Raw genomic sequence first — 14,035 nt, forward strand, 5'->3', positions numbered from 1 at the left:
ACTCACCAGTCCGCCACTCGCCGCCCACTGTATTGCTACAGCTGCGCTGCCGTTCGACTTGCATGCTTAAGACGCACTGCCAATGTTAACTCTGAGCCAGGATCAAACCCTCCATACACCATATATCTCTGTGTATCGATAGGTTTAATTCTGAAAAAAGGAATTTTTACCTACTCTACATATTTCAAAGAGCTTCTGGTAAAATCGAATTTAATTTTTATTTTTTTTTTGTCAAGAATTTTTTAAAAAAAACTAAAAAAATTTTTAATAAAATAAAAAAATAAGTTTATATCTTAACTATATATAATATGAAAGATATTTAAAAAATAACTTAATTTTTATATAACATATTAAATTTATAAAAAGAAAATATCAAATTTAAATAATTTTTTTATATTTTTTAATATATATATTTAATAATATATAAGTTAAGATTAAATAATTTATTCATAATTTTTTTTAATTAAAACTTGAATAATAAATATTATATAAAACTTTTTTAGCATAAAAATTCATTTATAATTAAAAATTAAAAAATCAACTTTTGTAAATTTATATTACAAAATTTTAGTACATTGCAATTTCAACATAAGTATTAAAAAACAATTATTAATTAAAGAATCCACTTTTTAATAAATACATAAATTCTTTTAAACTTGCAAATATCGAACACTTTATATGGTAATTAAAATAATATCTTATAAATTTTATAAAAATAAAAAATAATTTATTTAAATTGAAAGTTATTTAAATGTTAAAAACTTAAATTAATTAACTTAATTCTATAACTTAATATTCTATTTAGTTATAGTAATAAGAATCATAGCACCTCTTCTATAAATAATAAATCTAAATTTTTTATTATCTTTAACTTTTTCTAATGTAGAATAAAAATCATCTACATTTTTTATTTCAAAGTCATTTATTTGCATTATTACATCACCTTCAATAATACCTGCTCTATCTGCTAATGAATCCCTTTTCACCTGAATAACAACAACTCCTTTGTCAATACCATAAATATTATATTTCTGTTTAATTTGATCATTTAATGAAGATATTTGAACCCCAAGCCAATTTGATTCTAAAACACCTTGAGTTATTTCAGATGGCCTTTTACCAAGTATTACTTTAATATTCATTTCCTGTTTTTTGTCATTTTCTATTCTAATAATCTTTAAGATAACCTCTTTCCCAGCAGGCATCATCATCACTTTATTTCTTAAATCTGCCATATCTTTTATTTTTTGGCCATTTAACTCAATTATTAAATCTCCTGGTTTTATTCCTGCTTTTTCAGCAGGTGAATTTTTGTCTACATAAACAACAATTGCACCAGATAAATCCTTAACATCATAATATTTAAGTTTATCATTTGTCATAGGTTGCAAGCTAATTCCTAAATAACCTCTCTCTATAGGTTTATTTTTTATAAGATTTTCTATAATTGGTTTAACCATATTTATTGGAATAGCAAGTCCTATACCTGCAAACTGTTGAGTATTAGACAATATTGCATCATTAATTCCTATAACTTCACCATTCAAATTAATAAGAGGGCCTCCAGAATTTCCTGGATTTATTGCTGCATCTATTTGAATAAAATTTTCAAGATTATTAATTCCAATATTATATCTTCCTTTTGCCGAAATAATCCCTTGAGTTACAGTTCCATCAAGACCAAAAGGATTGCCTATTGCTATTATTATATCACCTACTTCAATTTTATCTGAATCTCCAAATTTTAATATCGGGAGAACTTTCTTACCAGGATTTATCTTTAACATAGCAACATCAATAGAAGGATCTCTTCCAAGAACTTCTCCTTTATACTCACTTCCATCCATTAATATTACTTTAACTTCTTTTGCATCACTTATAACATGATTATTAGTTAATATATAACCATCTTTTGAAATTATAAAGCCTGACCCATAAACCTCTACATCCCTCTTACCTTCAGGATAATCAGGGAAAAAAGGAAATGGAAAGGGATATGATGGAATTTGTTGTTCAACTATACTTGTAATATGAACAACAGCTGGTAAACTATCTTTAACTATTTTCCTTAACCTTTCTTGTAAGGCAAGTGATATAGCAAGATCATTACCTGTTTCAACTGGTAAATTGTTTGGATTATTTTGATTTTCATTATTTTTATCTTGAGCTAGTATACTTTCTTTTGTAGAACTTATCCTTGAATCTTTTTTATCACAAGAGTTTATAATAAAAAGAGAAGTAGTAATAGATAGTGTTAATATAATAAATAACAGTAAATATCTCAAAAAAGGAATAAGTTTAATCTTTAACTTCATATAAACTCCTTATTATTGAATAAATTAAAACTTTAATTTAGTATTTTTCCAATATAAATTTTAAAAAAATTAAAATTTAAAAAGTAATAAACAAAAAAAGTATATGAAAAATAATTAATAATATTTATATACAAATAATATTTTATATAAAAAAATATATTAAATTAATATTAAAAAGTAAAGTTAAAAAATGTTAATAATTGTTTTGAACTTTTTTATTTAAAGAATTTATAAAAATTTATTGACTTTTTTTTTATTTAATGTATATAAGTTTGTCGTAAGGCATTATGCCCCATTCGTCTAGTGGTTAGGACACAAGATTTTCAATCTTGCAGCAGGGGTTCGATTCCCCTATGGGGTGATGCCTTTTTTTTATTTAAAATCTAAATTTTTATTATTCACAATAAATTTTTATTAAAAAGAAAGCTTAAATAAAAAAATTTTATATAAAAATTTGCTATATTAAAATGTAAATCAATTTTTAATCCTATATTCAATAGCAAAATCTTAACAAAAAATTTATATTGAATTAACAAAATAACTATATTAAAATTTTAGTAAATAAAACATTAGGAAATTTTAATGAAAGAATTTAAAGAAAAAATTATTTGGGCTTTAGATGATGAAGAAGATATAATAAAACTTCTAAAAATAAATCTTGAAAAAGCAGGATATATTTTTGAAGGATTTATTCATCCAGAAAACTTTTTAAATAAAATTTTTATTAAAGAAAGCAGTAAACCTGATCTAATTATACTTGATTTAATGTTACCTCAAATTGATGGTTTTGAAATATATAAAAAAATAAAAGAAATTCCTGATTTAAAAAATAAGCCAGTTATATTTTTAACAGCAAAAAATGAAGAAATAGATAGAGTTTTGGGGATCGAATTAGGAGCTGATGATTATATAGTAAAACCATTTTCTCCTAGAGAACTTATTGGAAGAATAAAAAATATTTTAAACAAATATGATCTTATTTATAAAGCAGATGAAAAAGATAGTCAGGATAGTTTAAAACTGACTTCAGCTAAAAAAGATGAAAAAAATGATATCATTAATTATAAAAACGAAATTATCATAAATTTAAATTCTTTTGATGTAATTGTAAATCAATCTAAAATAAAATTAACGTACGCTGAATTCAAAATATTAGAACTTTTACTAACTAAACCAAATTGGGTTTTTTCAAGAGATCAAATACTGGAATATTTATGGGGTGATCAAAAATATGTTATTGATAGAACGATAGATGTTCATATTACTAACTTAAGGAAAAAACTTGGTAGTTATGGAGAAAAAATACAAAATATAAGAGGAATAGGTTATAAATTTAATCCAGACTAATATTTTAGTTTTCATTTTATTTTTTACACTTAATAGCTCTTTAATTTACGATTAGATTAATTTTTTAATTTTAATATTATAATTTTATTTTTATCACTATATTCGTTTTACATTTATTATAAATAATTAGAAAAATCATGAAAAATAAAATTATTAATTTTTTCAAAATTAATAAAATTAATTTTATTAAATCTTTTTGGTTTAAGATCTATGTTTTAATCTTAATATCAATGACCATTTTAATATCATTTAGTTTATTTATAGTATACAATAGTATTTCAAATTTATATTTTGAACTAATAAAAGAAAACTTATCTAATCAAGCAAATCTTATAGAAAAAACTATTTCTATTTATTTATCTGAACTTTCAACAAATTCTAGCAATAAAGAATCTTACAATGATGAAATAACAATCAATGAAATTAATAAATTAATTAAATATTATAGTAATATTACTAATTATAGATATACAATTATTCTTAAAAATGGAGATGTAATTGCAGATTCAAATTTTGATTTTAAAAAAATGGAAAATCATTCAAATAGAATAGAAGTTATTAATGCTTTATATGGCGAAAGAACTTTTTTACAAAAATTTAGCCCAACTTTAAATGAGAATATGTTTTATTACTCTATACCTATATTTGAACCTTCTTTTTACCAAGAATCAAACATTATTAATAAACCTCCAATAGTTGGAAAAATAGATACTAATTATAAAATTATAGGAGTTTTGAGAATTTCTACTTTTTCTAAAAACATTAATTACTTTTTAAATATAATTATAAATAAAATTATTTTTTTTGTAATTTTTATATTAATACTTGAAATTCTTGTACTATTTTTTTTTACAAAGCAAACTACAAAAAATTTAGATATTCTACTTAAAGTCGCAAAAAATTTTAATGAGGGTATCCAAGAGGATATTTTTATTAAAGGGAATGATGAATTTGCTTTTCTTGCTAATTTTTATAACGAACTTTTTGATAAAATCAGACAATTAATTAAAGAAAAAGATTTAAATAATACCTTTCTTTCAACAATTATTGAAAATGTTGAAGAAATTATATTTCTAATCGACAATAATGATAAAATAATTTATAAAAACAAAAACTTTGATCAAATATCTGAAATTAAAGAAAAAATTGGAAAAGAATACTGGAAAGTAATAAATTCACCCTATCTAATTAATATTATTAATTTAACTAAAAATGAAAAAAAGAAATATTTTGAAAATGTTATAATAAATGATGAAGTTTATTTTTGTATTTCAAGTTATCTTGAAAATTATGATAAAATAATTATTATTTTAAGAAATTTAACAGATTTTCAGAAATTTATTCAACAAAAAAAAGATTTTGTTATTAATGCTTCTCATGAATTAAAAACACCCTTAACCTCAATTAAAGGCTTTTTAGAAACTATAGAACATACCAATAATATTGAGGAAATTTATTCTTATATTAAAATAATAAAAAATAATACTGAAAGACTTATTAATATCGTAAATGATTTATCTTTATTAGGAAAACTTGAAAATACTTATAGTATTTCGATAGAAGAAATTGATATTAAAGAATTAATAAACCTTTCATGTGAATTATTCAAAAAGGATATAGAAAATAAAAATTTAAAATTAATATTGGAATTAGATTTAATAAAAAACAATATTATAAAAACTGATAGATTCAAGCTTGAACAAGTATTTATAAATATTATATCAAACAGTATTAAATATACTGATAAAGGATATATAAAAATATTTGGAGAAGAAGAAGATAATAGTATTATCATTTGTATTGAGGATACAGGAATAGGAATACCTGAAAAATACCTAGAAAGGATATTTGAAAGATTTTTTGTTATTGATAAATCGAGATCAAAAAAATTAGCAGGAACAGGTCTCGGCTTATCTATTGTAAAACATATAACAAATTTATTAAATATCAAAGTTAAATTAATAAGTGAAGAAAATAAAGGCACTAAATTTTTTCTTCATATCCCAAAAGAGATTAAATCAAACATTGAATAATTATTTACATATTCTTAACAATTTCATAATAATAATTTAATTTTAAAAACATAAATTTCAGTTGAAAAAAAATCTGGAGGATTTTATTATGAAAAATTTTCTAAGGTATTTTATTCTTATTTCGGTTTCTGTATTTGTTTTATTTAGCTTTTTTGCTGGCAAAGGTGCCCAAACAGTTGATTTTTCAGGAATAGAGTTATTAGGAGCTGGTGCATCTTTCCCTGCTCCTTTATATGAGAGAATGTTGATGCAATTTAACCAAGATACCAAAGCAAAAGTTACTTATAATGCTATTGGGTCTTCTGGTGGTATTAAAGCAATCAAAGAAAGAACAGTTGATTTTGGAGGAACTGATGCTTTTTTAAGTGATAAGGAAATGTCAGAAATGCCTGCTCCTGTTGTTCACATACCAACTTGCCTTGGAGCTATCGTTGTTTCATATAATTTACCTGGAAATCCACAAATTAAACTTGATGGAGACACAATTGCTCAAATTTTTCTTGGAAATATTAAAAATTGGAATGACCCAAAAATCAAAGCTTTAAATCCTGATATTAACTTTCCAAATCTTCCTATAACTGTTGCTTATAGATCTGATGGTTCTGGAACTACTTATAATTTTACTGCTTATTTATCTTTAGTATCAAGTGAATTTGCTCAAAAAGTTGGTAAAGGTAAAACTGTAAATTGGCCAACTGGTGTTGGTGGACCACAAAATGCAGGAGTTGCTTCAATTATTAAACAGACAGAAGGTGCTATAGGTTATGTAGAAATTGCTTATGCTATAAACTCCAATTTACCTTTTGCAATTGTTAAAAATAAAGCTGGAAATTGGATTAAAGCTGATTTAAATTCAACATCTTTATCTGCTAATATTGAACTTCCTGCAGATACTAGAATAGAATTAGTTAATACATCAGCTCAAAATGGTTATCCTATTACTACTTTTACATGGTTAGTTATTTATAAAGAACAAAACTATAACAATAGAAAAATCGAAAGAGCAAAAGCTTTAGTTTCACTTTTATGGTGGATGACTCATGATGGCCAGAAATTTGCTCCATCACTATTGTATGCTCCACTTCCTGAAAAAGCTATTTCTCTTATAGAAAAAATATTAAAATCTGTAACTTTTGATGGCAAACCTCTATTATAAAATAATTTTAAAAATATAAATATATTTTAAAAAATATTTCTTTTTTTAATATTAAATAAGTAAAAAGAGATTACCTTATTATAGGTAATCTCTTTTTTATTTAAAATTTTATAATATATTGATTATTTTATATTATATTTTAATTTATTAATAGTAAGTTATTTAAAAAATATATATCTTTTTTTAAATCTTTTTAAAATTAAAAAAAATTATCAGAAGATAAGGAGTGTTGTAAAATGAAAAAATATTCCAAAAAATATTCATTAATCTTTTTAGTTATTACTTTTTTTATTATTTTCAATTACCAAATTGTTTTTGCAAAATCAAAATCAGAACCAAAGATATTCGGTCTTGGTATATTTCTAGGTCAACCAAGCGGTATTACTGCTAAATATTGGTTATCCTCAAAAGGTGGAAATGCATTAGAGTTCAACCTTGCATACTCTATAATGAAAAATAATTATTTTTATTTCTCTGCATCATACCTTATACATTTTTTTGATATTATTCCAACTTCAGAAGGGCAAGCTCCTCTTATTTTAGGAATAGGAATTTCATTTCAATTTAATCCAAATATATTTTATACTGGAATAAAAATACCTTTAGGAATATCTTATATATTTTCAAATGCCCCAATAGATATATTCTTTGAAGTAGCTCCCGTTTTATTAATTTTTCCAGAAACTACATTTTCTCCAGAAATTTTTCTTGGAATAAGATATTATTTTTAATACTAAATTACTAAATTTATAAAAAATTTAATCTATATTATTTTTTTTCATAAATTCATATAACTCTTCTTCAATTAAGTTTATTTCTTTTTCAAAGCTTTTTGTACTATAGGATGTTTGAAAATTATAGAGTTTAGTTCTTAAACTATTTAAAAGATTCATTTTTTTTGTAAAATCAATTTCATTTTTAAATTGATTAAATAATACCAATATTTGTCCAAATTCTTTTAATATTAATGAATTTTCTTCAATTAAATGCTTTGATTTTTTATTTATATAATTAAAATAGAGAAATAAAAGGACTAGTAAAAGAATAAAAAAAATAAAACTATAATAATTCATAAAATATATCAAAAATTTAAGTTAATGTTTACTTTGTCTCAATTATCAACTTAATATTCATTATTATTAAAAGAATCATTTATTTTTATTTATTATTAATAATTATATATTTTAAACTTAATAAATTATCTAATTATAAACTAATTAAATATTGTTTTATTAAAAAAACTTTCACAAAATAAATATACCCATGATTGAATATTTTTTTCCTTTATTTTTATTTCTTCCCATTTTTCTTTATTAACTAATATTACTTCAATATCTTCTGAATGTTCTGGAGAATTTTTTTCAATTTTTACAACTTCTACAAAAACAAAATAAACGAGTTCATCTGTTAAACCTGGTGTAGAACTTACCTCTTTTGAAATATGCTTAATTACACCATAGGCTCCTGCTTCTTCTTTGAGTTCTCTTATAACAGCATCTTCTATTTTTTCTCCAATTTCTATTAATCCTGCTGGAAATTCTATAAAATAATCCTCAAAAGGAATTCTAAATTGTTTAATTAAAATAATTTCATCTTTATCTATTAATTTGGGTATTACTACAACAGCTCTCTGATTAAGATTTCTTTTAATAAAAGTATACTCTTTTTTATTATTTTTTTCGTCAAGAAAATATTTTCTGCAATAAGTTGTATAAGATGATTTTACTAACTCTTCCCTAGATATTATTTTTAATTTAGTATTTTTGTTTATCATAATTTACTTCATAATTATAAAATTATTTTTTTACTATTTTATATCTATTATTTATTATAAAATTTTACAAAAAATCAACTTATCTCGAAATCGTACAAGTATTTATACCATAAAAATCTTTTTTCAAAATCTTTATAAATCTTTTTTATAATATCTTTTCTACTAAATATTTTTTCCCCCTTAAAAAATCCTTTGCATTTTTTATTATAGTTAATAAAACTATTCTTACTTAAAAAAACTGATACCCAAAATGGAAAAGAATCACATTGATATGGTTTAAATCTATATATTTTGCATCCTTTAAAATTATAATTTTCATCCCAAAAAATACAATCATAATTTGGTTTTTCTTTTAAAGATAGAAAAGTAAAATAATTTTTTGTATAATTTTTTTTAAAAAAATCTTCAGAAATTTTTAAATTTTTTAATATTTTTCTCAAATCATTTTTAAATAAAATGACCAACCCCTCCTCCCCTCGACAACAAAGCCCACAGTTTTGACATTCAAAACTAAAACTTTCTGGAATATAAAGATCTTTAATTATATCATTAAATATAAATTTTATTTCTAATTTATTGTAATTATAATCCATTATTTTTATTTATTTTCCAAATAAATTTTATTATTTTTATTATTAATTAATATTTTTTAAATTTTTTTTAATGCCGCATCAAGATCTTCTATTATATCATCTGGATCTTCAAGTCCTGTTGAAATTCTGACTAAATTTTGAAGTTTTTTATAGACTTCAGATTCTGGTTTTTTTAAATAAGATCTATGTGTCATAGAAAGGGGATGTTCAATTAGTGTCTCGCAATCACCAAGAGACACAGCTAAAACTGGAATATTAACTGATTCAATAAATCTTTTTGTCTTTTCTAAATCGGCATCTAATTCAAATGATAAAATTCCTCCATAGCCTCTTGATTGTTTATCAATTATTTTCTTATACTCATAAGACTGTAAACCAGGATAATAAACTTTTTTAATCTTTTTATTTCTTTCTAAAAAATTAGCTAATTTAATAGCAGATTTTTGATGTTCTTCCATTCTTATAGCTAAGGTTTTCAATCCTCTTGAAATTAAAAAAGCTGAATTTGGATCAAGTAAACTCCCAATTTCACACATAACACCAAATTTTAAATAATCAATATAATCCTTATCTTTACTACAAGCAAAACCTCCAACAGCATCTCCATGTCCATTTATATATTTTGTTAAAGAGTGAACAACAACATAAACTCCAAAGTCTAATGGATTTTGAAAATAAGGTGTTAAAAAAGTATTATCAACAACTACTTTAGCATTTACTTTATTTGCAATATTAACAACTTCTTCAATATCTATAGATTCTAAAAGGGGATTTGATGGTGTCTCAAAATATAATAATTTTGGTTTATTATTAAAAACAATATTTTCTAATTCTTTTAAATCACAAAAATTACAAAAAATGGCTTTAATATTATATTTACTTAAAAAATCTTTAATAAAAGAATAAGTTGAACCATATAAGGTATCATGAACGACAAGAACATCTCCTGCCAAAAGAAGCGAGAATAAAACAGATGAAATAGCAGCCATACCAGAAGAAAAACATACACCATCTATAGCATTTTCAAGCACTGATAATTTTTTTTCAAGGTTATTTACAGAGGGGTTTCCCCCTCTTGTATAAACATAACCTCTTTTTTTTAATGTAAAAAGATTCTCAATATTTTCAAAATTTCTCAAATTAAATGTAGATGTTTGATAAATAGGTTGATTTAAAGGATTAGAATCAAGTTCATTTTCAATATGAATATGAATTGCTTTAGTTTTAAATCTTTTATATTTTTCCATAATTTTATATATTTCTAATATCTTAGATACTATTAATTAATATTTTCAAATAATTAACACTATTAACCCTTCTAATGGTTCTACATATTAATTAACTCATTTTAATTTTTAATATAAACCTAAATAAATTTATTAAAATAATTTATAGGATATAGAAAAATTTTTTATTCAACAGATGTAATATGTGTTCCAGAATTACCCATCAAAGCATCATATAGTTTTTCAGGGGATGTTATTATTACTTTTTCTCCACCTTTCTCAATAAATTGAATGGAAGCTTCAATTTTAGGAAGCATTGATCCTTTTGCAAAATGACCCTCTTGAATATATCTTTTTGCTACTTCAATATCCATAAAGTCAATCCATTTTTGATCAGGTTTTTTAAAGTTAATAGCTACTTTTTCAACTCCTGTGGAAATGATAAAAACATCAGCTTCTATTTCTGAAGCAAGTAGAGCACTTGCCCAATCTTTATCAATAACAGCAGCAACTCCTTTATATAATCCATTTTCTTTAATAACAGGAACGCCTCCTCCTCCAACTGCTATAACCAAAACATCTGATTCTATAAGTTTTTTAATTACATTTAATTCAACAATATCTATAGGTTTTGGAGATGGAACTACTCTTCTATAACCTCTACCTGCATCTTCTACTACAACCCATCCTTCTTTTTCTATTCTTTCACTTATTTCCTCTTTTGTTTTATAAAAAGGACCAACAGGTTTTGTAGGATTTTGAAAAGCTTTATCATTTTTGTCCACAAGAACTTGAGTTATAACAGTTGCTACTTCATTTTTTATCCCTTCTCTTGAGAAAATGTTCCTTGCAACCTGTTGAATCATATATCCAATCCCACCTTGAGTAAAAGCACCTGCATAATCCATTGGTAAAGTTGGAACATGATCTTTTGCAGCTTCCGACTGAATAAGAACATTTCCAACTTGAGGACCATTGCCATGAGTTATTACAACATTATATCCAGATTTAATTATCTTTGCAACATTTTCTATTGTAGTCTCTACTGCTTTAAATTGTTGTTCAATAGTCCCTTTTTCTCCTTCTTTTATGAGAGAATTACCTCCAATTGCAATAACAGCTAATTTTTTCATAATAAAAACTCCTTTTATTTTTTTAATATATATATTTAATTTTATAAAATTAAATATAACATTTAATCATTAATTTTCTTTAATTTAATAAATATGAAAAACATTATAATACTAAATTTTTGTATAGTAATTTATATAGTAAAAAGTTAATTAATAAAAAATTTAATTACAAATTAACCTAAAATTAATTATATTGCTATTAAATAAAATAAAAAATTTATACCTAAGTATAAAACATATCTTTAAAATTTTAAAAACCCCTTAGTTATAAGGGGCTTTTAATAATTACAATATTAAATTTTAATGTCAAGTTAAAAATAACTTAAATTATACAAATACTTTTAATAATCTTCATCATCATCCGTAAACTCATCATCAAAATCTTCATCATCATAATATTCATCTTCAAACTCATCTTCATATTCATCTTCTTCATCTTCATAATCATAATCTTCATCTTCATCTAAATATTCATCTTCATCTTCTATATAACTATCTTCATCAATTTCTTTTAATTGATAAATTGCAAGACATACTTTCTCATCATACTTTTCTACAATATCTAAAAAATCATCATAATCGATTTTTTCAAAAGAATTGCTTTCATGATCAAAAAAATAAACTTCATCCACTACATCAAAAACTTTTTTAACAAATTGCTCAAATTTGTATTTCTTATCATCATCTTCAATAATTTCATTGAAATTAGCTTTTGGAATCTTTTCATAAATTGTTTCCAATTTTTCTCTTTTAATATATGGAGATAAATCAATGTTAGGAGTCTCAGATATTTCAAAGTTCTCAAAATCAATTATATCATCTCCATATTCATAAATATCGAGAACATATTTGTCTTCTTTTTCAATATAAATAACAGCAATTGTTTGCTTATTCATAATTACACTCCTCTATTTTTTTTTATTTTATTAATCAATAAATCCATGTTCTTTGCACAATTTAGAATACCAATAACCACTTTCTTTAATAATTCTATTTTGTGTTTCATAATCAATATAAACCAATCCAAACCTTTTCTTTTTGCCATGAGCCCATTCAAAATTATCCATAAAACTCCATACAAAATATCCCCTAATGTCACCTCCTTCATCCATTAATTTTTTCATAGATTTTATATAATTTTTTAAATATTCAATTCTTCTATAATCATTAATTTTTCCATTTTCAACTTTATCATCAAAAGCTGCTCCATTTTCTGTAACAAAAATAGGAATATTTGCTTTTTTACAATAGTTTTCCCATAAAAATTTAAGAATATCGTAAAATGCATCTGGTACAATTTCCCATTTCATTTCAGTCAAATCTTTTGCCCAATCCTTACCTACAGGGTCTTCAACTTTAAATTTAAATAAAGGATTTTTTATTGTTTTAATAACAGTTCTTGAATAATTATTAACTCCTAGAAAATCTATTTTTTGACTAATTATCTCTAAATCTTTTCCCAAACATAATTTTTTATTAAATAATTTTATAAAAGACACTACCTCTGAAGGATATTTCCCATAGAATATTGGATCGAGATACATAGTATTAAATATTGCATTAGCAAATTTCTTAGCTTTTATATCTTTTAAAGAAAGTTCTTCTCCAAGTATCTCCTTTATATGAACAATAGGGGAATTATTATTAGTTATACCTATTTTTATTTTATTATTTATACTTTTTGCAGCAATAACTCCTTTTCCATGTGATAGCAACAAATTATGTGTTGAAATAAAAAAAGAAGGTAGTGATTTAATCCCTGGAGCATGTTCACCAGTAAAATGCCCTAAAACAGAAAAAATATATGGTTCATTAAGAGTAATCCAATACTCTACTCTATCACCAAATTTTTTAATCAAAAAAGAGACATAATCAGCAAAATAATCTGAAATATTTCTGTCTAAAAAACCTCCATTTTTTTGTAATTCAAATGGTAAATCCCAATGAAAAATTGTTACAAATGGTTTAATACCTTTTTTTAATAAAAGATCAATCAACCTATCATAAAAGTCAACCCCTTTTTCATTTATCTGGCCTTTACCTTGAGGAAAAATTCTAGGCCATGAAATTGAAAATCTATAAGCATCATAATGTAATTTATCCATTATATCAATATCTTCTTCATACCTATGATAATGATCACAAGCTATATCACCGTTTGAACCATCTGCAATATTAGAAGGATTATGTGCAAAAACATCCCATATTGATAAACCTTTCCCATCTTCATTCCAAGCTCCCTCTATTTGATAGGATGCAGTTGCAGTTCCCCAAATAAATTTATCTGGAAAAGTTATTCTATTCATCACTTTTCTCCTTTTTAAACCTTAAAAAAATGTCTACATTTAATAAAACAAGTTATAACATAATTAAATATCGATGGTAATATAATTTATTTTTTTTCAAATTCAATAGGATAAAATTATTTTTTAAATATTTTAATACAAAAATAAAAACC

The 14,035-nt window shown here is 23.2% G+C and carries 12 protein-coding genes, 1 tRNA gene and 1 rRNA gene; 5 read left to right on the forward strand and 9 right to left on the reverse strand.

The features are described 5' to 3' along the window. Both N3A58_03570 and N3A58_03575 read right to left on the reverse strand, forming a co-directional pair. A 16S ribosomal RNA gene (locus N3A58_03570) occupies positions 1-118 on the reverse strand; the annotation flags it as partial. A 679-nt stretch (positions 119-797) separates the two neighbouring features. Beyond that, positions 798-2,315: a Do family serine endopeptidase gene (locus tag N3A58_03575; protein ID MCX8058477.1), complete on the reverse strand. Its 1,518-nt coding sequence runs from the start codon at positions 2,313-2,315 to the stop codon at positions 798-800. A 289-nt stretch (positions 2,316-2,604) separates the two neighbouring features. Here N3A58_03575 and N3A58_03580 point away from each other — a divergent pair. The 5 genes from N3A58_03580 to N3A58_03600 all read left to right on the forward strand — a co-directional run bounded on the left by N3A58_03580 (position 2,605) and on the right by N3A58_03600 (position 7,582). After that, positions 2,605-2,676, forward strand: a tRNA-Glu gene (locus tag N3A58_03580). A gap of 221 nt (positions 2,677-2,897) precedes the next feature. After that, entirely contained in the window at positions 2,898-3,662 is a 765-nt protein-coding gene (locus N3A58_03585) for a response regulator transcription factor (GenBank protein ID MCX8058478.1), read from the forward strand. Positions 3,663-3,799: 137 nt separating this feature from the next. Further along, the gene (locus N3A58_03590; protein MCX8058479.1) at positions 3,800-5,695 is read left to right on the forward strand and encodes an ATP-binding protein; all 1,896 of its coding nucleotides are present in this window, start codon (positions 3,800-3,802) and stop codon (positions 5,693-5,695) included. An 88-nt stretch (positions 5,696-5,783) separates the two neighbouring features. After that, a complete protein-coding gene (pstS, locus tag N3A58_03595) occupies positions 5,784-6,851 on the forward strand; it encodes a phosphate ABC transporter substrate-binding protein PstS (GenBank protein MCX8058480.1) in 1,068 nt (355 codons plus the stop codon). 236 nt (positions 6,852-7,087) lie between these two features. Then, positions 7,088-7,582, forward strand: coding sequence for a hypothetical protein (locus tag N3A58_03600; protein MCX8058481.1), 495 nt, complete (start codon positions 7,088-7,090; stop codon positions 7,580-7,582). Positions 7,583-7,609: 27 nt separating this feature from the next. Here N3A58_03600 and N3A58_03605 read toward each other — a convergent pair whose 3' ends face one another. The 7 genes from N3A58_03605 to N3A58_03635 form a co-directional block, all read right to left on the reverse strand. Next, positions 7,610-7,924, reverse strand: a complete 315-nt coding sequence (locus N3A58_03605) for a hypothetical protein (GenBank protein ID MCX8058482.1) — start codon at positions 7,922-7,924, stop codon at positions 7,610-7,612. A gap of 140 nt (positions 7,925-8,064) precedes the next feature. After that, positions 8,065-8,625, reverse strand: coding sequence for an NUDIX hydrolase (locus N3A58_03610; protein ID MCX8058483.1), 561 nt, complete (start codon positions 8,623-8,625; stop codon positions 8,065-8,067). A gap of 74 nt (positions 8,626-8,699) precedes the next feature. Beyond that, a complete protein-coding gene (locus N3A58_03615; protein MCX8058484.1) occupies positions 8,700-9,218 on the reverse strand; it encodes a YkgJ family cysteine cluster protein in 519 nt (172 codons plus the stop codon). Between the two features lie 56 nt (positions 9,219-9,274). Next, complete coding sequence (locus N3A58_03620; protein ID MCX8058485.1) at positions 9,275-10,465, reverse strand: aminotransferase class I/II-fold pyridoxal phosphate-dependent enzyme; 1,191 nt, start codon at positions 10,463-10,465, stop codon at positions 9,275-9,277. A 164-nt stretch (positions 10,466-10,629) separates the two neighbouring features. Further along, positions 10,630-11,577, reverse strand: a complete 948-nt coding sequence (gene arcC, locus N3A58_03625; GenBank protein ID MCX8058486.1) for a carbamate kinase — start codon at positions 11,575-11,577, stop codon at positions 10,630-10,632. Between the two features lie 341 nt (positions 11,578-11,918). Continuing rightward, on the reverse strand, positions 11,919-12,473 hold the full coding sequence (locus tag N3A58_03630; GenBank protein ID MCX8058487.1) for a hypothetical protein: 555 nt from the start codon (positions 12,471-12,473) through the stop codon (positions 11,919-11,921). Positions 12,474-12,503: 30 nt separating this feature from the next. After that, positions 12,504-13,883, reverse strand: a complete 1,380-nt coding sequence (locus N3A58_03635; protein ID MCX8058488.1) for a GH1 family beta-glucosidase — start codon at positions 13,881-13,883, stop codon at positions 12,504-12,506. Between the last annotated feature and the right edge of the window lie 152 nt (positions 13,884-14,035).

The organism is Spirochaetota bacterium (assembly GCA_026415295.1).
In the GTDB taxonomy this organism is placed as follows: domain Bacteria; phylum Spirochaetota; class JAAYUW01; order JAAYUW01; family JAOAHJ01; genus JAOAHJ01.

Coding starts and splice junctions, on each gene's coding strand:
- N3A58_03630 (MCX8058487.1), bottom strand. CDS start 12,473: ATGAATAAGCAAACAATTGCTGTTATTTATATTGAAAAAGAAGACAAA.
- N3A58_03635 (MCX8058488.1), bottom strand. CDS start 13,883: ATGAATAGAATAACTTTTCCAGATAAATTTATTTGGGGAACTGCAACT.
- N3A58_03610 (MCX8058483.1), bottom strand. CDS start 8,625: ATGATAAACAAAAATACTAAATTAAAAATAATATCTAGGGAAGAGTTA.
- N3A58_03600 (MCX8058481.1), top strand. CDS start 7,088: ATGAAAAAATATTCCAAAAAATATTCATTAATCTTTTTAGTTATTACT.
- N3A58_03575 (MCX8058477.1), bottom strand. CDS start 2,315: ATGAAGTTAAAGATTAAACTTATTCCTTTTTTGAGATATTTACTGTTA.
- N3A58_03620 (MCX8058485.1), bottom strand. CDS start 10,465: ATGGAAAAATATAAAAGATTTAAAACTAAAGCAATTCATATTCATATT.
- N3A58_03590 (MCX8058479.1), top strand. CDS start 3,800: ATGAAAAATAAAATTATTAATTTTTTCAAAATTAATAAAATTAATTTT.
- pstS (MCX8058480.1), top strand. CDS start 5,784: ATGAAAAATTTTCTAAGGTATTTTATTCTTATTTCGGTTTCTGTATTT.
- N3A58_03615 (MCX8058484.1), bottom strand. CDS start 9,218: ATGGATTATAATTACAATAAATTAGAAATAAAATTTATATTTAATGAT.
- arcC (MCX8058486.1), bottom strand. CDS start 11,577: ATGAAAAAATTAGCTGTTATTGCAATTGGAGGTAATTCTCTCATAAAA.
- N3A58_03585 (MCX8058478.1), top strand. CDS start 2,898: ATGAAAGAATTTAAAGAAAAAATTATTTGGGCTTTAGATGATGAAGAA.
- N3A58_03605 (MCX8058482.1), bottom strand. CDS start 7,924: ATGAATTATTATAGTTTTATTTTTTTTATTCTTTTACTAGTCCTTTTA.